Raw genomic sequence first — 20,662 nt, 5'->3', positions numbered from 1 at the left:
AACTACCTGGAGGCAGAGATGGCATCGAGCGCCTCGTTGCAAAGCACATCAAAACCAGCAGACGCAACCATAACGCCGGAGATGCGGCGCGCCATTGAACTGGAGCTTGACGCAATCTGCAGCGATGTACAGTTTCGCGCGAGCCAGCGAAATTGTGCCTTCCTTCGTTACGTAATTACGGAGACGCTCGCGGGCCGGGCAGACGAGATCAAGGAACGGACGCTCGGCAAGGAACTCTTTGGCCGACCTATATCCTATGACACGGGCTCGGATGCCGTCGTCCGCGTGCGCGCTAACGAAGTACGCAAGCGGCTGATCTGCTATTACGAGGGTAATGAAAGCCAGGCAGGCTGGCGCGTGCATCTACCCGTGCGCACCTACGTCCCGGTCTTTGTGCAGGAAGAAATCCATAAGCTGCCGGAGCCGGAAGACGTTGTCGCTCTGGATGACTTGGAGACTTTGCAGGAGATACCAGTACCCGAAGTCCTGATTCCACCAGAAGCAGTCGAGACCAACCTGCCGCTCCTGCGCATGATGATTCCTACATTCGTGGCGCTCTTTCTCTGCGCAGCCACTTTCCGCTGGCAGGTTTTTTCCGGAACGCCATACCTGGATTTCTGGGAGACGCTTCTCTCCGGCCATGCCGGCATTGCCCTTGTTCTGGATGCCGACCCTGCGGACGCCCGCGCTGTAACAACAAATGATTTGCAGATCATCAAGCCCTTGCTGCAAACGGCGGCCACATTCCATTCCGCTGCTGAAATAGGAAGCTCGGCAGCCGGGAAGGAAGGCCAGAATGATCTGCTCGCCGTCCACATTACGCACCGCTCTCCGTCAAATGCAAATGACGAAGCAGCCTATGTCACCGTCGTTCCCGGGCCGGAAGCGCAGTTGTGGGTAGGCAGCCGGAACGGGCAGGCGCTTGATCTCGCCATCAATTCTCTTTCCAACAGCGACATCTTTCCCACGGCTCTCGAAACCGCCATACGCAGGAAGACGCCAACGCTTCTCCGTTTTGCCGACAGGGAGCAGGTGACCACGCAGACATTGGCTTCCGGAGGCAATCTGTGGAGGTAGCAGCGAACACTTCCGAGCGGCGCGCTTACTGGGCAGGGCGCATATTTACCGCTACATGGATTGCCTATGCCGGCTTCTACTTCTGCCGCCGCAATATTTCCTGGACGCCCCTGCCTGCTACAAGCCATCAGGGCCAGCAAGGCCACCAGGTATGGATGAGCGGACTCGCCGATCTGCTCCTGGTCTTCAGCGCCGGCTACATGATCGGCCAGATCGCAGGCGGATGGGCCGCCGACAGATTCGGCGCCCGGCGCTCGCTTCTCTTTGGCGGCCTCTTATCTTTAATTTCGACCGCCCTCCTGATTATCCCTGCTCCCGTTGCCGTTCTCATGCTTCTCCAGATGCTCAATGGTTTCGGGCAGGGATTCGGCTGGCCGTCGGTCATGAAGCTGTTCAGCATCTGGCTTCCGCGCGCGCAATTTGCCATCGCGATCGCCTGGTGGAGCACCTCCTATGCGCTCGGCAGCTTCCTCGCGAATGCTCTGGCTACCGGTCTCTCAACTGTCGACGCATTTTCCATCTCGACCGGCTCGCGCCTCGCCATCGTTGCTCCATGCGGCGTGCTGCTGCTGACCACGCTCTTCTTTTACTGGCGCGCGCGCGATCTCCCATCCGATGTCGGGCTGAAGCCGATCAACCCGGAGCTCCCTCCCGCTTCTTCAGAAGAAGGATGGAAGCCCATCCTGCGCAATCATGAAATCCAGATGCTCGCGGCCATCTACTTCTTCCTCAAGCTGACGCGCTATGCGCTTCTCTTCTGGCTGCCGCTCTACCTTATTGAGACGCAGCACTCGCGCAGCGGCTCGGCCATGACCTTGTCCTCGCTGTTTGAGCTGACGGGTTTCCTCGGAGCGATTTTTGCCAGCTATGCATCCGAGCGGTGGTTCAGCGCGCGCCGCTATCCGGTAGGAGCAGTGATGCTGTTCACCGCTGCATTTGTCTTTCTTCTGCATCCGGTGGTCAGCGCATGGGGAACAGTACCGACCGGCATCAGCATTGCTCTCATCGGAATTCTGATCTTCGGCCCCGATGTGCTGATCTCTTCGATTGCGGTGGTGGAAGCAGTGCCTCAGGAGCAGGTCGGGCGCGCATCGGGATATGTCAACGCCATCGGCTCATTAGGCCAGATGGTCTCGCCGGTGCTGGTAGCCTTCTTCTCCCACATGTTCGGCTGGAACAGCATCTTCACCTTATTTGTTGCCTGTTCGCTGATCTCTGCCGCACTGCTGACAATGCGCTGGAACGCCCCGCCATTGAACAAGCTGAAACTGAAAATCGCATAATCCAAGGCATTCAATGCGCCTTCGCGGGGGTGGCCCATTCAAGCCCGGTTTTGGCTTGAGTGGGATGAAGAGGCCGAATGCGCCTCCAGGGGTAGAAGCACCGGCCTTCAGGCCGGTGAAAGAAGATCGAAAAACATAGGGGCTTCAGCCCCGGTCACCATGTGAATCAACGCACCTTCGTAAAGGCCTCATCAACAGGTCTGCCGCGCCAGCAGGGCGAAGGCTTCACATGCAGGATGCGGGCCATCGTCGCCGCAGTGTCATAAGTCATGAGCGCAGGGTCCTTGATCTCATGATTGACGCGGATTCCAGGCCCGCTGATGATCCAGGGAATTTCAATCTGTTCCGTCATGTCGCCGCCATGATGCATGCCCTTGCCGCCATGATCGGAGACAAGAATGACCGTAGTCGATTTGCGCAGGTTCATACGGTCGAGCGTATCAAGAAGCCTGCCGAGTCTCGAATCCACATTAGCCACCGCAGCAAGATACTCCGGGCTACCCCAGCCCTTGGCATGGCCTGCGTCATCGACTTCGTCCATATGAATAACGAGCACTTCAGGCTTGTCGCTTTCGAGATAAGCGAGCGCTTCATTGAAGACTTCGTCGTGTGAGCCCTCTTTGACTACTTTGGTGGCCGCGCCGGGCTCGAAGAAGTTTGCATAGGGTGCCCAATCCGTGAAAAAACCGATCTTCGCATTCGAGTGCTGCTCACGTTCAAGGCTCAGGAGGCTGGGAAAATATCCCGGGACGATCTGACAGGCAGGCGGATAGTGGTTCTTCTCGGATTGCGGGTTATCCGTCGTTACTCCGTTCAGTTCGGGAGGCGCCCCCATCATCATCGCAGCCCAATTCGGCGCGCTGCTGGTTTCGCGCACCGCGCGCATGTGCATAGTCCATGCTCCTGACTGCATCAACGCATGTATATTAGGAGTCTTTCCGTCGGCAACGCCTTCTGTCGAAAGCCCATCGACGCCGAAAAGAATGACCCGCCCCTGTGCCCGGAGTGGCAAGGGAATAACAGCCGCAGCCAATGCCGCCAGGGCAAATCCAAGTTGGAAGAAATGACGGACCGACCGTGCCGCAAGAGTGGAATGCAATGGAATGCTCCTGAATTTTTCTGTTGGCAGAGCGAAATCAATCGTTTCACTCACCGCTTTTTCACTGTCTCATTGGCAGAGAAAACCCGGAACGTTCGGAGAGGTTAAAGCCAGGTTCAGTTCACAGCATTTTCACTCATCCCGGTAATCAGGCCCGGCAAGGTAGCAAGGTGGCAGGACGGGGTGGCCCATTCAAGCCCGGTTTCGGCTTGAGTGGGGGCAGTGAAAAAAAATAACGCCGTCCTTTAGAAGATCCTGAAAAATAATTCTGAGGGCAGACGATAGGTGGGATAAAGAGGCCGAATGCGCCTCCAGGGTAGAAGCACCGGCCTTCAGGCCGGTGAAAGAAGATCGAAAAACATAGGGGCTTCAGCCCCGGTCACCATGCCGGGTGCCCCAGAGCCTGCTCTGAGCGGAGTCGAAGGGTTCGCGCAGCTAACCTGGGGTTGTTCACCCCGATTGCCGCTACAAAGAGTGCCTCATCAATGCGCCTTCGTGAAAGCCTCATCAACAAGCCTGTCGCGCCAGCGGGGCGGGGGTGGCCCATTCAAGCCCGGTTTTGGCTTGAGTGGGGCAGTGAAAAAGAAGATGCTGAAAAGTAATTCTGGATAGGCGAGCGCAATGGACTGAGGCATCCCACGATTCGCCCCATCAATCATGAAATTCCGGAATAGCAGCTCTTCGCGAAGCAGGCTCGATGAATATCCAGTGAACGATCTGCCTTAAATCATTGATTCATCAACAATCGGCGCAAGCGCTGAACCGTTAAGAACGTGTTTTTCTTCCTTTTCTCCCGGACACAATGGCTCCATCGCTCTTAGAGGCCAGTTGTTAGATCACCCAGTAGCACATAAGCCAAGGAGTCCAAGGAGTTTAGCCATGCCTGGTCGTGTTCCCCTGCTGAAGTACGGACAATTACCGGCGGTTGTTGCCTGGCTGCTGATGTTTTTTGCAATTCACCCCCATGGAGCAGCGCAGACGGTCCAGGGATCGATCCTCGGCTCTGTAAGAGATTCCAGGGGAGCAGTGGTCGCAGGCGCGACCGTCACCCTCACCAACACAGATGAAGGCGCGGTGAGAACCGCCGCCACGAGTGACAACGGAGATTACCAGTTTCTCGATGTGAAGGCCGCGCACTACACCCTCACGGTAACTGCCTCAGGCTTTGATAAGTGGACCACGACGGGCGTGGAATTTGCCGCCCGCCAGCAGTTGCGTATCGACGCGACGCTTGCCGTCGGTGGCGTGCAGCAATCGGTCCAGGTCTCCGGAGAAAACGCCAGCGCCATTGAAACCGAAAGCCCGCAGATCAGCGTAAAGTTCGGTAGTGACCAGGTCATTGCTCTGCCAATGAATTTCCGCGCCAGCTCCGGCGGCACCTCGGCCCTTGCTCTGGTTGCGGCGCTTCCCAACGTCGATTACCAGCTGCCCTACAGCACCTGGAAGAGCATTACCGTCGCCGGCTCCCTGACGTTTCAGACTCAGGTCGATGCGGACGGCGTCACGATCGGGGCTGTTACCGGTAACCATCCCCTCGGCGACCTGCTTCCCGTCGCTGACGCCATTGCGGAAATTCATTCCGACGGCGTTCTGAATACTGCCGAGCAGCCCGCTCCCGGTGAAATCACATTCACCACCAAGAGCGGAACCAACCAGCTCCATGGCGGGGCATGGTGGTATCACCAGGATTCGGCCCTCAATGCCACACCTTATGGAGCCACCACCAAGCCGCATCTGGTCGGCAACACGTTCGGTGCGATGCTTTCCGGCCCGGTAGTCATTCCGCACCTCTACAACGGCCACGACAGAAGCTTCTTCTGGTTCGACTACGAAGGGTTCCGCTTCCCGCGCACCTCACCGGAGCAGTACACCGTGCCGACCCAGGCCATGATGCAGGGCGATTTCACCAACTACATCATTCCCGATCAGAACGGAAACAACACCTTCCAGGGTTTGGTGAATCCTGCAACTGGTCAGGTCTGCGGCTACACCTTTGCTGCCTGCGGCTTCTCCATCAACTCTGCGGCCCAGGCCCTCGCGAAGTTCTACCCCACTCCAAACCACTCAGCCACCGCAAATCTGGCGAATGGCTCAACCATGGGCGTAGGCACCAATCAGTTCGTATCCGGTCAGACTCCCAATTACTGGCTCAACTATGACACCAGCCTGAATTCGAATCAGTTCGATGTGCGCGGCGATCAGTACTTGGGCTCCAACCAGAAGCTCCTGGTCTGGGGACGCCTGGTCTGGAAGAACTTCCCCTCCAGCTCTCCGCAGGGGCTCGATATTCCCAACTCCACCAACCTCACCTACAACCGCAATGTGATCCTCAGCGCGAACTACACGGTCAATTCTCATATGATCGACGAGTTCCGCTTCGGCTACGCGCGGTACCTCTATGGATTTGTGAACCCCCTGAACGGCACGGAAATCACGAATGGTCTCGGCCTGCAGGGCCTTCAGAACCTCTGGCAGAATAATCTGCCATATATCTCACCCGGGTCCGGCATCACCGACCTCAATACCTCCCGCCTGGACAAGAGCAACGACAACAAGTCATGGATCTTCACCGACAGCCTTAGCTGGGTAAAAGACAAGCACAGCCTGAAGTTTGGCGGTGGATTCGTGGCCCAGAAAGGGATCGAGCCGACCCAGGTCACCAGCGCCGATCAGTACGGCAACTTTTACTTCGGCGGAACTCCCCAGTTCACTGGCGTGGGGTGGGCCGATTTTCTGCTCGGCATCCCCTATCAGACGAAATATGACAATGTCACTGCCGATGAGATATTCCTCACCAAAACGTGGAACCTGTTTGCCCAGGACCAGTGGAATATCACTCCCAGGCTGACTCTGACCTATGGCCTGCGCTATGAGTACAACCCGGGCATGTATGACAGGAATGGGCTCTTTGCCAACTTCGACGCCACCGTGGCCAAAAGCGGACGCTTCATCTATCCGGACGGCACAGCGAAAAATCTCAACCAGGCGTGGCTCCAGGGTGTCAACGCATGCGATCCTGACGGCATAAACTACACCAATAGCGCAGTCCTCAACGGAGCTCCTTGCACACCGGTCATCACCGCCTCCCAGGCTGGCCTGCCCAAAGGACTCCGTCCCACCACCAAAGATCGCCTCATGCCGCGCTTCGGCTTCGCCTATCGTCTTACCAATGACAACAAGTGGGTCGTCCGCGGTGGCTTCGGCATGTATACCCAGTACGTCAGCGGTGATCCCGTAGACGACGGCATGGGCCTTCTGCTGCAGGCTGGTTACAACACCTACACCAACGGCTACCAGGGCGGAGGCACGTTCGGCACTCCAAACTTCCAGTGGCCCCAGATCTATGCCGGTTCCGGTACGGCAGGAAATACCGCCAGCCCCGGCGGCGCGGACATCAATGCCGTAGCGTCCACTAAATGGGTCGATCCCTACACCGAGCAGTGGACCCTCAGCGTCGACCACGACTTCGGCGCGGGATATGGCGCACGCCTCTCTTACATTGGATCAGCCTCGCGCCATCTTCAGTGGACTCCAGATGAGAACACCCTCCCTTACTCAAACACAACCCCGGCCTATAACCAGCCGCTCAGCGCCCGCGCCTTCCCCAACCTCGGTCACGTAGAAGTCTTCGAGACCGGTGCCAATGCTTACTACAACGGGCTCCAGCTGGATGTTTCCCGCCGCTATCAAAGCGGGTTCGGGTTTGACTCAACCTTTACATGGCAAAAGATGCTGACCGATCAGGCGGGCGCGGATGGTCACATCCCTGAAGATTACGGCGATCAGGCCACCTACTATCTCAATCGCAGCCTCGACTACGGCAACCTCCTAGGTCCAAAACGCCTTACATGGAAAACCTCCGCGCTGTACGATCTGCCCGTAGGCCGCGGCAAAATGTTCGGTGGCAGTATGCCTCGCCTGCTCGACACTCTTGTTGGCGGATGGACCCTCGCCAACATCTTCGAATGGGATTCGGGCTATTTCCTGACCATCTCTGACGGCACGGGAAATGATCCTTCAGGCACCGGCTCCGGCATCTGCTCAAGCGCGGCCGGATGGAATGGAAACTGCGTTGCCCAGCGTCCCGACAGGGTCGCCAGCCAGAGCGTGAAAGCGTCGCATCCCACGCCGGCGCAGTGGCTCAACCCCGCAGCCTATGCCTGCCCCGGCGATCCCAACTGGCAGCCCGGCTACGGCTGCTATACCGGAAATGCGCCCGGTACCACCACGACATTCAACGGCACCACCTACACAGGCATGGAACTGGTCAACGGCAACCTCTATCCCATTCCCGGACCTCTCGCCCGCTTTGGCAACGTGAAGCCCGGCACTGTCATGGGTCCCGGCTACGTCAATCTGAATTCGGGACTATCGAAGACCTTCTCTCTCGGCGAACGCTTCAGGCTGCGTGCAGAGGGCACCTTCACCAATATCCTCAACCACACTCAGTACGACGGAACTTCGATGACCACCAGCGTCACCAGCAGAAGCTACGGCTACATCAAGAGTGCGATTGCACCGCGTGGTGGACAGGTATCCATGAGGCTTACTTTCTAAAACCTCTCCTATGAATGGCGAGTGGAATCCGGACTTCACTCGCCATCTTTTTTCGGAGTGCTCCAACATATGAAACGCCGCTCTTTCCTTGCCACTATTCCGCTGGCTGCCGCTGCTGTTCTTGCCGAGAGAAACACCCTCACAAGCGCCGCAATTCCTGATACGAAGACGCTGAAGTTCCACTCCGACGGAACCTTCAAAATACTGGTGATCAGCGATACCCACTACTATCCCCGCCCGGACAAGTACGGCATCGCTCTGACCGAATTCCTCATCACGACCGAAAAGCCCGACATCGTGATCATCACCGGCGACGTCATCACCGGCAATGCCAGCAACACTCGCTCTCCCCACAAAGTCACAGAAGATCGCTCCCCCACAAAAGCGTCATCCTGAGCGAAGCGTAGCGAAGTCGAAGGACCCCCACGAACAAAGTTCGTGGGAGGCCTTGCGAAAGCAAGGCGGGATGTATCCCAGCCAATAAAGCGAGGCGGAAGCACTAAAGCATCTCAGGTACGTCATCCTGAGCGAAAAGCGAAGGATCCATACAATGCATCAATCGCCACAACACCAGGCAGCTTTCAGCCACAAAACCAGTAAATAACTTAAGCTCTGCCAGCGCTCATAGTTTCGGAAGAGCAGGCATCAAAGCCGCAACCCCGGTGACCTACGAATCCTCTCCCGGATGCAGCAACCGCTCGGCAATTTCGACAGCGCGTTCCAGCGTAATTCCCGTTCTCTGCTCGATAGCCAGCGGATGCTCCTGATCGACGACAGTAAAGTGAGGCCGCCATCCGACAGGCTGCGTCTGGATGTTGAGTTCGAGGTTATAGGTATTGCCGAAGAGGGGCAGTTCGGTGTTCATCCAGCCGGGAAACGCAGTCTCGCGCTCGCGCCCCTGCACGTTCCAGAGCTCGTTAGCGCGGAGAAACGTTTTTGGACTGACCTCGGCCCACACGCCCCATACAAACGGCTCGCCTATCTCTGCGATAGGCACAAGAATTCGTCCGCGAAGGTAAAAATCGCGGCCGTCGATAACGCACTGGTCGCGGGTAATGACAACACGCCGTTCCCATTTCTCTTTAGGTACAGCAGCAAGAGCCATGGGAGCCTTGGTGCTGTAGCTCAGCGGAAGAACATCGTGATGTCGTCCGCAGACTCTGCAATCAAATCCGGTTGTCAGCTCGGTTCCCAATGATGTTCTCTTACCGGTGCGGCGGCCGGACGCTGTGAAGCGTGCAACCGCCGCCTGTTTGCCTAGAAGCGGAATTTTAATCCGAAGAGTCCGCTCGCGCCTGCGCCGGGAATAACGTGCCCCGGATGCAGACCATCCAGATAGAAGCGATTGAGAAGATTATTCCCGTTCGCCTGGAAGGTGATGCGCTCTGTGATGTTGTATTTGACCATGGCGTTGAAGATCCAGTAGCCGGGCGCGCTTTCCACCACCGTCGTCGGCGTCGCCGTTGCAGTGTTGGCTGTGCGGCTGTCGACAAAGTTCCCGCCCAGGCCCACTTCAAACCCGCGCGGCAGCCGGTATTCCGTCCACAGGTTAAAAAGATTGGAAGGAACATTATTCAGCGGGCGTCCTACAGCCGCCGGATAAAAGCCGGAGCTGACCACCTCCGAGTGCAGGTAAGTGTAGCTTGAAAGCAGTTCCCAGCGGCTGGTGAGGTGGCCTTGCACAACCATCTCTCCGCCATCGACGCGCTGGTTTCCCGCAAGCACATCGACCGAGGAATCATTCGGATCAGGCTCGAGAACATTCAGGCGGTTCGTGCGGAAGATCGCGCTGCGCAGCGTCAGCCTGCCGCCGTTCACATCCCACTTCGTGCCGAGTTCGTAAGTCTCATTCTGCTCAGGCGGAGTTTTGAAGTTCGCCGCAGAGAGCGACAATCCGGCTGCCGAAGGATCGAACGACGTGCCGTAGTCGAAGTAGACGCTGCCGTTCGGAACCGGCTTGTAAACCAATGCGGCGCGCCATGTCCCCTTGTTGATGGTCTGCTCATAAGCAGCCAGAGAAGGAGTGTCCACTCCGGTCGTCGCATTGTAGTTGTGCGTAAGCGAGTGGTAATTCGCGTCGAAGTGATCGATGCGGATACCCCCGCTTAACTGCCACTTGCGGTCAAGCTGGAAGGTATCCATCAGCCACGCAGCGGCAGTAAAGGCCGTGGTGTGCACGTTGGTATTCGGATAAAACGTGCCCGAGAACGGTTGACCCGGATCGGGATCAAGCAGACTGGTTGTCGGAACCGTATTGATGCCCTGCGGATTGGTGAAGCGCCCGCGGGTTGGGTTTGAGCTTTCCCGTCCGCCTTCAGCACCCAGCACTGCCGTCTGGCGGATGCCGAGAATTTTGCCCGTGTAGGTAGCAGTGGCCTGGTCCCAGAGCTGTGCTTCAACGCTGATGCCCTGAAGCTGGTTGCGGTTCACTCTCACCTGATCGAGAGGCGTCTGCGGCGTAATGGTTCCGGCGCTGGCGTTGTTCAACTGCGGCTCGGTGATCTGCCACTTGCGCTCGAAGTTGCCAAAGCGCAGAGTATTGCGCAGCAGAGCGCGGTCGGCGATATCGTGCTCAGCCTTGAGCGTGACCACGTCGACATTGGTGCGCAGAAAATTGTTGTGCGCAAAACCGTAGTAGTTGTGTCGCGGCACTGGTGCGGGGCTGCCAAAGTACCACGGCAGACCGTAGTCAGGAATATCGTCTTCGCCAAAGTGCAGGTAGCTGAGCGTTGCCTGCGTAGGAGTATTCAGGCCCACGGCTAAGGATGGCGCAACGCCGAAGCGGCGGCCTTCGACCACGTCGCGCTCGGCGATATTTGCCTCATGCCCCATCGCGTTCAGGCGGAAGGCTGCGCCGTTCGCCAGCCCCGGCAGAGGCTGGTCGTAGTCAAAAGCAAGCCGTCGCGTCGCGTCGGTTCCACCCTGGGTATCGATATTGAAGAACTGGTGAAGCTGCGGAGTCTTGCTCTCCTGGTTGACCACGCCGCCGGTCGAGCCCCGTCCAAATTCCACGCCCGCGGGGCCTTCAAGCACATCCACCTGCTCGTAGTTGAAGGCGTCGCGATAATAGTTGCCGATGTCGCGCAGGCCGTCGAGGAAGATGTCGTTCTGCGCCGAGAAGCCGCGAATGGTAAGGTTGTCGCCCTGCGTCGCTCCTTCACCGGCCACGAGGCTGATTCCGGGCGCGTTGCGCAGCGTATCGCGAAGAGTGCTGACGCCCTGTTCGGCGATCAGGCTTTTGGGAATAGCATTGATGGCCTGCGGGGCGTCGAGCAGTGCGACCGGAATATTGGAGAGAGAAACGTTGTCGCTGATCTGCCCGGTAACGCTGACCGATTCGGCATGGTTGACGCCGACAGAGATGCGCGTGTCGCTGCGCAGCGTGTAGGTAAGGCCCGTGTCCTTCAAAAGCTGCTGCAGTGCCTGCTGCGAGGTGGCTGTTCCGGTATATCCCGGACAATGAAAGCCGGGAATCGTATCGCCCGGAATGGTGTAGTCAACAGCGATGCCGGTAACTTTGCTGAACTGGGCGAGCGTTGCATCCAGCGGCCCCGCAGGAATGTCGAAGTTGAAGAGTGGCTGAGAGGACTGGGCTTCAGGAGTATTTTGCTGTCTGGATTTGGCGAATGCTGCAGTGGATTTTCCGCTGGTGCCTACGGCAGCATACGCTGCCATGGTTCCAACGGCCAGCCAGGCGCGTCGCCGGCCGAGGTTCCGCTTCTTCTTGCTCATTTCCGGTCTCCACAGAGAAGGCAGGGCAGTGCCCTGCGTAAATAACATGTGTGTTGTAAGCAGGAGACAGCAGACCGTACCATGAGTTCAGTCCGCAGTCATCGGCTGTGGTCTTCATCTTGTCCTCGTGGCCCTCTGCCAGGAGTCTCCGCGGGGACAAGGTGTTTTTAGGGGCCTTTTCCGAATAACCAACTGTTTTCAGCTATCCCGGCTAATATACGACAAGTTCAGTCCTTATTCAATGAAATAATAGGACTGTTTTAGTCTCACTTCAAATTTGCTGATAGAGATGAGCCAATCCTGAGGGAAACGAAGAAGAAGAGGAAGAAGAGAAAGAATCAGTGTCATCGTAGGGTCACAGAAATCGCTCTCCCACAAAGTCGCAGAGCATCGCTTTCCCGCAAAAGTCGCAAAGGGATCTCTCCCCACAAAGTCACAGAAGATCGCTCTCCCACAAAAGCGTCATCCTGAGCGAAGCGTAGCGAAGTCGAAGGACCCCCACGAACAAAGTTCGTGGGAGGCCTTGCGAAAGCAAGGCGGGATGCCAGTCAACCGATAAAGCAAAACAGAAGCCCACCCAAGAACCAAAGCAAGAAAATCACCCTGCAAAGAAGCCACTGAAGTGTCTCTCCCCCCAAAAGCGTCATCCTGAGCGAAGCCGAAGGACCTCCACGAACAAAGTTCGTGGGAGGCCTTGCGAAAGCAAGGCGGGATGCAAACCAGCCGCCGAACCTTCCAGGCGATCAAACCTGTCAAGAGGTAACAAAAGTAATTTTCATGGTCAAATAATAGAAAATAAATGCCTTAGATGAAGAAAATAGTTGGCATATTCCCCTATCCCAACCTGCTATCCTAAAAATAGGGAGAGAAATATCCCCAAAGGAACGCCTGCTTTTAGCGGGCGTTCCTTTTTCCGGGGCGGAGGAAAACCCAGACCCCCCGCTAAATATTTGAAAACACTGGAGTAGTGCACAAGCAATAGAAGAATCAACAAGATAGCGGGGGATGACCCTCCCGTAAATCATTGAAAACAAACAAAACTAACATCTACATAGGGGGAGGGGGGTACCCAATGTCAACCCAGCAACCATATGCCTACACCGAATGCCAGCACATCCGCACCAGCGGAGCCAAATGCCGCGCCGCTGCCGTCCGCGGACAGAGCTTCTGCTATTTCCACCGCCAGATACGCCGCCGGTACGCCATCACCCCAACCGTCGCCAACGGGGAGACAGCCCCTTCCCCTGAAGCCGCAAACATCGCCCTGCCCATGCTCGAAGACCGCAGCTCCATCCAGGTCGCCCTCAACGAAGTTCTCCGCGCCCTGGCTGCCGGCCAGCTCGACCGGAAGCGCGCGTGGCTCCTTCTCTACGGCCTGCAGATGGCCACCCAGAATTGCCTCAAGCCCGACGAGATCACCGATCCCTGGTCCGTCCGCGACCTCGAGCTCACCCCGGAAGGAGAGGAAGTAGGCCCGCTCCTCGAAATGTAATTCAGAGCATTTTCAGTGGGAATGTAGTCAGAACATTTTTCAGTGTTCGTGTAGTCGGCAAACTTCATAAGCAGGGTAGAAGCACCGGCCTTTAGGCCGGTGAATAAGCCGCAACTCGGAAAGGGCCTTTAGGCCCGGCTCACGGTAGCAGCAAAAATGCTCCTCGAAATGTAATCAGAAGAACGTCTCAACCAAATCCGTCACCTGGTAGCGCGCATCCAGCACCGGAAGCGCGCGCCACTTATCGAATGTCAGGCACGGGTGAGACACGTCGAAGCCGATCATGTCGCCGACGCGCAGGTCATCGCCGGCGGCAATCTCAAGGTACGCATGCTGGTCCATCATCTTGGTGAGCTTCCAGTGTGCTGCCGCAGCCTTCGGCTCTGACTCACCCGGCCTGAAGTGCAGCGCCGGAGCCGGAAGACCGGAATCAAAGGCTGCATCGCGCTTGCCCATGCCGACAATCGCCCTCTGCGCCTCCGGAACCGACTGCACATAAGCCCACACCTGCAGTGCAGGAATCAGCCCCGACTGCATCTCCCGCGCCACCGGGTTGCGCTCGAGGATCTTCGCCTGTGCCTCGCGGTACGCGCCCACATCATGCGTCAGATAACAGCCCGGCCGCAGAACCATCTCGACCGAGTTCCCAAATCCAGCCGCAGAAAAGACCTCAGCCACCACGTCGTACCACGCCGAGCCGGCGCCCGACAGCAGTGCCGGCGAGCGCTGGAATCGCTCCTCTCGAAGCAGCCTGCGAGTCGCCTCAACTGCCCGCCCAAGGAAGGAGCGAATCGCTGCCTCATCATCGAGCACGCCTTCATACATCTCCACGCCGCACAGCAGGAGGGAGCCCCGCCACCGGGACAGCGCAGCCAGCACCGACTCAAGTTGCTCCTCATCCCGAATGCCCGTCCGGCCGCCCCCGACGCCAAGCTCTAGCAGCACCTGCAGCCGCTGTCCGCGCTCGGAGAAGAACGCTCCCAGCTGCTCCACCAGCGCCGCCGAATCCACCAGGCAGTAGTAGTCAAACGCCCGGTCTTGCAGCAGACGGGAAATGATCGCCATGTTCTCCCTGCCGACAAGTTGGTTGGCCATCAGCACCCGGCGAACGCCGTGCTCGTGCGCCACCAGCGTCTGGTGCGCCGTCGCCAGAGTGATGCCCCACGCTCCCTTCTCGATCTGCATGGCAAACAGCTTCGGAGTCATCGTGGTCTTGCCGTGCGGAGCCAGCTTGAGGCCGTATGCAGCGATGAACCGCTGCATCCAATCGAGATTGTGCCGCAGCCTGTCCTCATACAGCACCGCCGACGGCAGACTGAGGTCCTCGCGCAGCAGGTTCCAGTCGAGCGATGCAGGTTCGCCATCAGTACAGCCAAGGCCCTTGTTCCACTGCGGGATGTCGAGAACGGAGTTCGTCTTCATGCAGATATATTCTAAGAGAGCCTGCCCATGTTGAGCTGCGATTGCCTCATTCGAAACGCCCGCGTCCTCGACGGCAGCGGCGCCGAGCCTCAGGTTCTGGACGTAGCGCTTCGCGGCGACCGGATCATCGCCATCGGCCCGTCGCTTGAGTGCAGCGCAGTCATATCCATGGATGCCGCAGGCCTCGCGCTCGCTCCCGGCTTCATCGATGTCCACACCCACGACGACACCGTTGTAATCGACGCTCCGGCCATGCTGCCCAAGCTCTCGCAGGGAGTCACCACCGTCATCGTCGGCAACTGTGGCATCAGCGCCTCACCGGTCCAGTTATCTGGAGCTCCGCCCGATCCGATGAACCTGCTCGGCGACGCCGACGTCTTCCGCTATCCCACCTTCGCCGCCTATGTCGCCGCCATCCACCGCTCGCGCCCGGCAGCCAACGTAGGCGCGCTGATCGGCCACACATCTCTGCGGAACAACCACATGGACCGCCTCGACCGCTCCGCCACAGACTCCGAAATCGAGGCCATGCGCGCACAGTTGAAGGAAGCGCTCGACAGCGGAGCGCTGGGCCTGAGCTCCGGTCTCGCCTATCTCTCAGCCAACGCCGCCACCACAGAAGAAGTCCTGGCTCTGGCCGAGCCGCTCGCCGCCGCAGGCGCCATCTACACCACGCACATGCGCAGCGAGACAGAAGCCATCCTCGACGCCATGAACGAGGCCTTTGAAATCGGGCGCTTGAGTCGCGTGCCCGTCATCATCTCTCACCTCAAGTGCGCCGGTATCGACAACTGGGGACGAAGCAGCGAAGTCCTCAAAGCCCTGGAAGCGGCCCAGACAGTACAGCCCGCAGGCTGCGACTGCTACCCTTATGCCGCCGGCTCCAGCACACTCGACCTGCGTCAGATAGACGAGCGGGTAAAGATCACCATCACCTGGAGCACGCCGCATCCGGAAGTCGCCGGCCAGACGCTCGAACAGATCGCTGCAGCATGGAACAAGACACAGCTTGAAGCAGCCCGGCAGCTGCAGCCCGCAGGAGCGATCTACCACAGCATCTCCGAAGAGGACATGCGCCGCATCCTGCAGCACCCGGCAACCATGATCGGCTCCGACGGATTGCCTCGCGACCCGCGCCCGCATCCCCGCTTATGGGGAACCTTCCCACGCGTCCTTGGCCGTTATAGCCGGGAAGAAAAGCTGTTCTCTCTGCCTGCAGCTGTCCACAAGATGACCGGAATGCCCGCGCAGCGCTTCGGACTCGCAGAACGTGGATTGATTCGAGAGGGCTACTATGCCGACCTGGTCCTCTTCCATCCGGAGAAGATCATCGACACAGCCACCTTCTCCGACCCAGTCTGCCCGGCCAAAGGAATCGCCGGCGTCTGGGTAAACGGCATCCTTTCCTACACAACTCAAGGGGCAACACAAGAGCGCAGCGGACGCTTTCTGCCTCGCGGCAAGACAGCCTGGATTCAATAACCCAACAAAGGAGAGCAGGAAATGAGCATCAAGCGGTATGGTGTGGAAGGCGGCAAGGGCACAGGCGGTCAGCATCTTCCCTTTGCCCGCGCCGTCGAGGCCGACGGCTGGCTCTACATCTCAGGGCAGGTCCCAATGGTCAAGGGTGAGCTGGTCACTGGCAATATCGTTGTCCAGTCTGAGCAGGCGATTCGCAATCTGCTCGACATCCTCAAGGAAGCAGGCTACGGCCCGGAACACGTAGTCCGCTGTGGAGTGTGGCTAGAAGACCCTCGTGACTTCTCCTCATTCAACGCAGTCTTCAAAAAGCACTTCGGCGAGCACCCGCCGGCGCGCGCCTGCGTCGTATCCAGCATGGTTGTCGACTGCAAAGTAGAAATCGACTGCGTAGCCTACAAGGCGCCTGATGCATGATCGACCACCACAGCCTTTTCCTGCTGATCGCAGCGCTTGTTTCCGTCGTCGGCCTGATTCTGCTGGTCGCAGTCTTCAAGCTCAACCCCTTCATCACCCTGTTTCTGGCCTCGCTCTTCCTGGCCGTAGTTTCAGGGATGCCTCTCCACGCCATTGTCCACTCCTTTGAAGTTGGAGTAGGCGGAACGCTGGGCCACATCGTCATCGTGGTGGCGCTGGGAACGATGCTCGGCAAAATGATGGCGGAATCTGGCGGCGCCGAGCAGATTGCCTATACCTTGATCCGCTTCTTCGGCGAGAAGAATGTTCACTGGGCCATGGTGGTCATCGGGCTCATCATCGGCCTGCCCGCATTTTTTGAAGTGGGCTTTGTGCTTCTGATTCCCATTGCCTTTACCGTAGCGCGGCGGACCAAAACATCGCTCGTATTAGTGGGACTGCCCATGGTTGCAGGACTCTCTGTGACTCACGGATTAGTTCCGCCACATCCTGCTGCTCTGCTCGCAGTTACAACTTACAAGGCAGATGTAGGACGCACGATTTTTTATGCACTGCTGATCGGTATTCCCACCGCCATCGTTGCCGGGCCCCTGTATGCAAAGTTCATCGCACCACATGTGGAGCTTCCGGCAGAAAATCCAATGGCCGCGGAGTTCGTCGATCGCGGCGCCGAGCAAAGCCTGCCCGGCTTCGGCCTGACCCTCATCACCATCCTGTTGCCCGTGCTTCTGATGCTGATTGGCAGCTGGGCTGACGCCTTCTCCGCATCCGGCAGCGCCCTGAATGAAGGATTGCATCTCGTCGGCAATGACAGTATCGCCCTGCTCATCGGCGCGCTTTTCAGCTTTTACACACTGGGCCGGCTGCGAGGATTCTCACGGGACACCATCCTGCGCTTCACCAATGAATGCCTCGCTCCCACGGCGACCATCACGCTTCTGGTAGGCGCAGGTGGAGGTTTTGGTCGAATCCTTCAGGACAGCGGTGTCGCTCAGGCCATCATCGAAGTCGCCATGCGCAGCCACATCCACCTGTTGCTGCTGGCGTGGCTTCTGGCGGCGTTGATGCGCCTCGCTACAGGTTCAGCGACCGTGGCCATGACGACTGCCGCGAATATCGTAGCGCCGATCGCTCTGCAGAGCCCGGGAGTCCACCCGGAGCTGCTGGCCATTGCCACAGGCGCCGGCTCCCTCATCTTTTCCCACGTCAACGACGGTGGCTTCTGGCTGGTGAAAGAGTACTTCAACATGAGCGTTGTGCAGACCATCAAGACCTGGTCGGTTTGTGAAACCATCATCTCGGTCATGGCACTGGTTCTCGCCGTCGCCTTTTCTTTTGCTGTCAGATAGGCCCGGCGTCAGATAATGTTGCTGATCGACAACAAACTGCAAAAGATGTTGACGGGGAAAGCTTAATTCATAGAGGATTCTTACTTAGTTATGGTCATGGTTGAGCCGATTAAGTACAGGTTCACCACTATCCCCCTAGCCATCCTCCTTCTGCTCTCCATGGCATTGTTTACCGGATGTGGTGTCGAACATTCTGCAGCTACAGCGTCTTCTACAAACCCAATTTCGGGTCCAACACCCACTCCGCCTCCAACTCCTACCCCGCCGCCAACGCCTACTCCAACGCCGACAAATCATTCTGTCGATCTGTCGTGGATAGCCAGCACTTCTACCGATGTTGCCGGATACAACATATACCGCGGCACTGCGTCTGACGGCCCTTTCACGAAAATCACCACATCGCTGTTGGGCGGGACAACGTATACCGACACATCCGTCGCGGCCAGCACAACCTATTACTATGCAGCTACAGCTGTCGATTCAAACGGAACGGAGAGTGGCTTCTCCAACATCGCCGAAGCAGATGTACCCTGAACGTGCCCGGCGTGCGCAGTGACTACTGTTTGGCATCCAGCCAGTCGACGGAATGCTTTTCAATAGCAATGCGCACCAGCTGGCTTCGTGTCCTCACCCCGGCCTTATGAAAGAGCTCTTGGATTACGGCCTTGATCGCGCTTTCTGACGCCTGCATCTTCCACGCAATCTCCTTGTTTGTAAGGCCGTCGAGAATCCCGCGAAGGACTGTGCGCTGCCGGTCTGTAAGTGGTCGCAGATTTTGTTGCTGCAGGTTTGGTTTTTCAGCAGTGCTGCCTGCAACCAGCGAACGCACCACTTCACTGTCGAGCCACATCTCGCCTCTGGCCACTCTGTGGATGGCGTCGATCAATTGACCGGGACCGCTGTGTTTGAAGATGACTCCGGCAATGCCTGCATGAAGCGCCTGGCGCGTCACACTGTCTCTCATTCCGGCAGTCAGCATGAGGACTTTCGCTGCATCGCCACGTCCTCGAAGTTCCTGAAGCAGGTCCGTGCCGGCTTCTTCTCCAAGATCGTAATCCAGCAGAATGACATCCACCGAAGCGTGGCCAAGCATCTGGCGCGCCTCAGCGAGGGTCGAACAATGTCCCGCAACCTGGAAACCAGGTTCCGCTTCAAGCAGCCGCGCCAGGCTCTCGCGGAAAAGCGCGTGGTCGTCGAGCAGCAGGATACGTACTGGACCGTTCATGACACCCTCTCAAAATAGTCGACCGGCGTCAATTCGACAATGAAGCATGCGCCGTTCGAAAGCGGCTTGTAACGGAGTTCTCCTCCAAAGGAGCGAACAAAAGCGCGCGATACATAGAGACCGAGTCCCGTGACGCGAGCACCCGGTTGAAATGGTCGAAACAACTGCTCGGGATGTTCGACGCCACCGCCGTTGTCGCTGATTTCAACCAGCACGCGATGGTCTTCCATTCGAACACTGATGGAAAGCGCAGGGGTGATTTTCTGCGACAGTGCACGAATGCTGTTTGTCGTCAGATTGAGAAACACCTGCATCAGATTGGATCGATCCGCCCAGACAGCAGGCAGGTCCTGCGGCAGAGTCCATGCATCTCCTATGCCTTCTTCGCGCAACCAGGGTGCAATCACAATGCGCAAATCATCGAGTACGGAAAGCAGGTCGACCTCGGCAGGCTGATCCGCAGACTGTCGCAGCTCTACGTCGGAGATCCGCTCCAAAGCAAGAACAAGGTTTCCCAGAGCTTCAAAATCCTTGTTCTGCGCAAGCAGTCCGCTGCGCGAAAGGTTCTCGTGTACCACGGCAATCGCTCCGCAGACATTGCGGATCTCATGCGATACAGCGGCTGCAACAATTCGCGACCCGGCAAGCATCTGATGCAGGTTTGATTCTTCGCGCGTGCGTAACTCTTCCGATGCGTCGAGAATCATCGCAGCAAGACGCGGCCCAGCGTCTGTAAGGTAGGTCGAAAAGCAGATATCGGCAAGGAAGACTTCGCTGTCTTCCCGCTGCCCACGCGACTGCATCACTGCGCGTAATGTTGGCTGGTTAGTATCGCGCCGTAGCACATTTGCTAGAGAGGAGAAGTAACGGTGAATGGAGCGCCCTGGAAGCGCTCCAGCCTCGACAGCCAGCATGCGATGGGCCGCCTCATTTGCCATCAACACGCGCCCCTCGGCATCTGTTGTGACAATGGCCGCAGGACTGCTTTCAATCAGGATCTTCAGCTGCTCTTCGGCGTCTCGACGCGCATCCCGCTGTCGCTCGATCTCATGCAGATGTTCTGTTACGATCTGTCGATTTCGGTTGACTTCAAAAACGAACAGCCCAATGCAGAAAAATGCTGCAAAGTAGAGAACGTCGCGCGGCATCCCTGTCCTGGAGTTCCAGACAAACTCATCGAATATTTCCGTCAGGAAAGTGCAAAGAATTGCTACGCCGGCAATTTGCCATGGCCTCAGAACCCTGCCCACCATCAGCATGGGCAATAAGTAAAGAAATCCAAGCGGTAACTCGTTAATGGAGCGCCAGTCAATGAATACGATGACAGCGATCAGAAGGCCTGTTTGGAGTAAGACAGCTTTTCTGCTGTTCTGGAATAGCAATGAAAGCATCGTGATCCTGCTTTGATACTTTGTAGACACATAGGGGCTTGAAAGCAGCCGTTCTGTCTAGTTACTTCCTCATTTCAGCATGTTCTTGTAATTTGCGAAAAATTGAGAAAAGTAAATAGCCAAAAGATAGCCGTCCATC

At 57.6% G+C, this 20,662-nt stretch carries 15 protein-coding genes; 9 read left to right on the top strand and 6 right to left on the bottom strand.

Features of this window, described 5'->3' with window-relative positions; translation table 11 throughout:
* The first annotated feature begins 18 nt into the window (after window positions 1-18).
* Together AC5S16_RS22525 and AC5S16_RS22520 are read left to right on the top strand one after the other, a co-directional pair.
* Window positions 19-1,077, top strand: coding sequence for a hypothetical protein (locus tag AC5S16_RS22525; protein WP_493932375.1), 1,059 nt, complete (start codon window positions 19-21; stop codon window positions 1,075-1,077).
* On the top strand, window positions 1,068-2,360 hold the full coding sequence (locus AC5S16_RS22520) for an MFS transporter (RefSeq protein WP_493932374.1): 1,293 nt from the start codon (window positions 1,068-1,070) through the stop codon (window positions 2,358-2,360). Before AC5S16_RS22525 ends, AC5S16_RS22520 begins: the two co-directional genes overlap by 10 nt.
* A 166-nt stretch (window positions 2,361-2,526) precedes the next feature.
* On the opposite strand, the gene AC5S16_RS22515 is transcribed toward AC5S16_RS22520, so the two are convergent.
* The gene (locus AC5S16_RS22515; protein WP_493932373.1) at window positions 2,527-3,459 is read right to left on the bottom strand and encodes an alkaline phosphatase family protein; all 933 of its coding nucleotides are present in this window, start codon (window positions 3,457-3,459) and stop codon (window positions 2,527-2,529) included.
* 879 nt (window positions 3,460-4,338) lie between these two features.
* On the opposite strand from AC5S16_RS22515, the gene AC5S16_RS22510 reads away from it, so the two are divergent.
* Complete coding sequence (locus AC5S16_RS22510) at window positions 4,339-8,016, top strand: TonB-dependent receptor (RefSeq protein WP_493932372.1); 3,678 nt, start codon at window positions 4,339-4,341, stop codon at window positions 8,014-8,016.
* A gap of 69 nt (window positions 8,017-8,085) precedes the next feature.
* Entirely contained in the window at window positions 8,086-8,412 is a 327-nt protein-coding gene (locus tag AC5S16_RS22505) for a metallophosphoesterase (protein WP_493932371.1), read from the top strand.
* Between the two features lie 271 nt (window positions 8,413-8,683).
* Here the strand turns inward: AC5S16_RS22505 and AC5S16_RS22500 are convergent, their stop codons facing one another.
* Together AC5S16_RS22500 and AC5S16_RS22495 are read right to left on the bottom strand one after the other, a co-directional pair.
* Complete coding sequence (locus AC5S16_RS22500; protein WP_493932370.1) at window positions 8,684-9,211, bottom strand: DUF2199 domain-containing protein; 528 nt, start codon at window positions 9,209-9,211, stop codon at window positions 8,684-8,686.
* A gap of 62 nt (window positions 9,212-9,273) precedes the next feature.
* Window positions 9,274-11,748: a TonB-dependent receptor gene (locus AC5S16_RS22495; protein WP_493932369.1), complete on the bottom strand. Its 2,475-nt coding sequence runs from the start codon at window positions 11,746-11,748 to the stop codon at window positions 9,274-9,276.
* A gap of 1,072 nt (window positions 11,749-12,820) precedes the next feature.
* Between AC5S16_RS22495 and AC5S16_RS22490 the strand changes: the two genes are divergently transcribed.
* Window positions 12,821-13,240: a hypothetical protein gene (locus tag AC5S16_RS22490; protein WP_493932368.1), complete on the top strand. Its 420-nt coding sequence runs from the start codon at window positions 12,821-12,823 to the stop codon at window positions 13,238-13,240.
* A gap of 174 nt (window positions 13,241-13,414) precedes the next feature.
* Here AC5S16_RS22490 and AC5S16_RS22485 read toward each other — a convergent pair whose 3' ends face one another.
* Window positions 13,415-14,662 carry an amino acid deaminase gene (locus tag AC5S16_RS22485; RefSeq protein WP_493932367.1) on the bottom strand — a complete coding sequence of 416 codons (1,248 nt, stop codon included), beginning with the start codon at window positions 14,660-14,662 and terminating at the stop codon, window positions 13,415-13,417.
* A 27-nt stretch (window positions 14,663-14,689) separates the two neighbouring features.
* Here AC5S16_RS22485 and AC5S16_RS22480 point away from each other — a divergent pair, with 27 nt between their 5' ends.
* The 4 genes from AC5S16_RS22480 (at window position 14,690) to AC5S16_RS22465 (ending at window position 18,441) form a co-directional block, all read left to right on the top strand.
* Entirely contained in the window at window positions 14,690-16,144 is a 1,455-nt protein-coding gene (locus tag AC5S16_RS22480; protein ID WP_493932366.1) for an N-acyl-D-amino-acid deacylase family protein, read from the top strand.
* Between the two features lie 21 nt (window positions 16,145-16,165).
* On the top strand, window positions 16,166-16,558 hold the full coding sequence (locus AC5S16_RS22475; RefSeq protein WP_493932365.1) for a RidA family protein: 393 nt from the start codon (window positions 16,166-16,168) through the stop codon (window positions 16,556-16,558).
* Window positions 16,555-17,907: a GntT/GntP/DsdX family permease gene (locus AC5S16_RS22470; protein WP_493932364.1), complete on the top strand. Its 1,353-nt coding sequence runs from the start codon at window positions 16,555-16,557 to the stop codon at window positions 17,905-17,907. The genes AC5S16_RS22475 and AC5S16_RS22470 overlap by 4 nt, the downstream gene beginning before the upstream one ends.
* A 90-nt stretch (window positions 17,908-17,997) precedes the next feature.
* Window positions 17,998-18,441, top strand: coding sequence for a hypothetical protein (locus AC5S16_RS22465; protein ID WP_493932363.1), 444 nt, complete (start codon window positions 17,998-18,000; stop codon window positions 18,439-18,441).
* A gap of 22 nt (window positions 18,442-18,463) precedes the next feature.
* On the opposite strand, the gene AC5S16_RS22460 is transcribed toward AC5S16_RS22465, so the two are convergent.
* Both AC5S16_RS22460 and AC5S16_RS22455 read right to left on the bottom strand, forming a co-directional pair.
* The gene (locus AC5S16_RS22460; RefSeq protein ID WP_493932362.1) at window positions 18,464-19,132 is read right to left on the bottom strand and encodes a response regulator; all 669 of its coding nucleotides are present in this window, start codon (window positions 19,130-19,132) and stop codon (window positions 18,464-18,466) included.
* Window positions 19,129-20,523, bottom strand: coding sequence for an ATP-binding protein (locus AC5S16_RS22455; RefSeq protein WP_493932361.1), 1,395 nt, complete (start codon window positions 20,521-20,523; stop codon window positions 19,129-19,131). The genes AC5S16_RS22460 and AC5S16_RS22455 overlap by 4 nt, the downstream gene beginning before the upstream one ends.
* Between the last annotated feature and the right edge of the window lie 139 nt (window positions 20,524-20,662).

This window comes from Acidobacterium sp. FHG110202_01 (genome assembly GCF_059115305.1).
The sequence above is the reverse complement of the archived record's forward strand: the minus strand, read 5'-3'. Positions and strand labels throughout refer to the sequence as shown.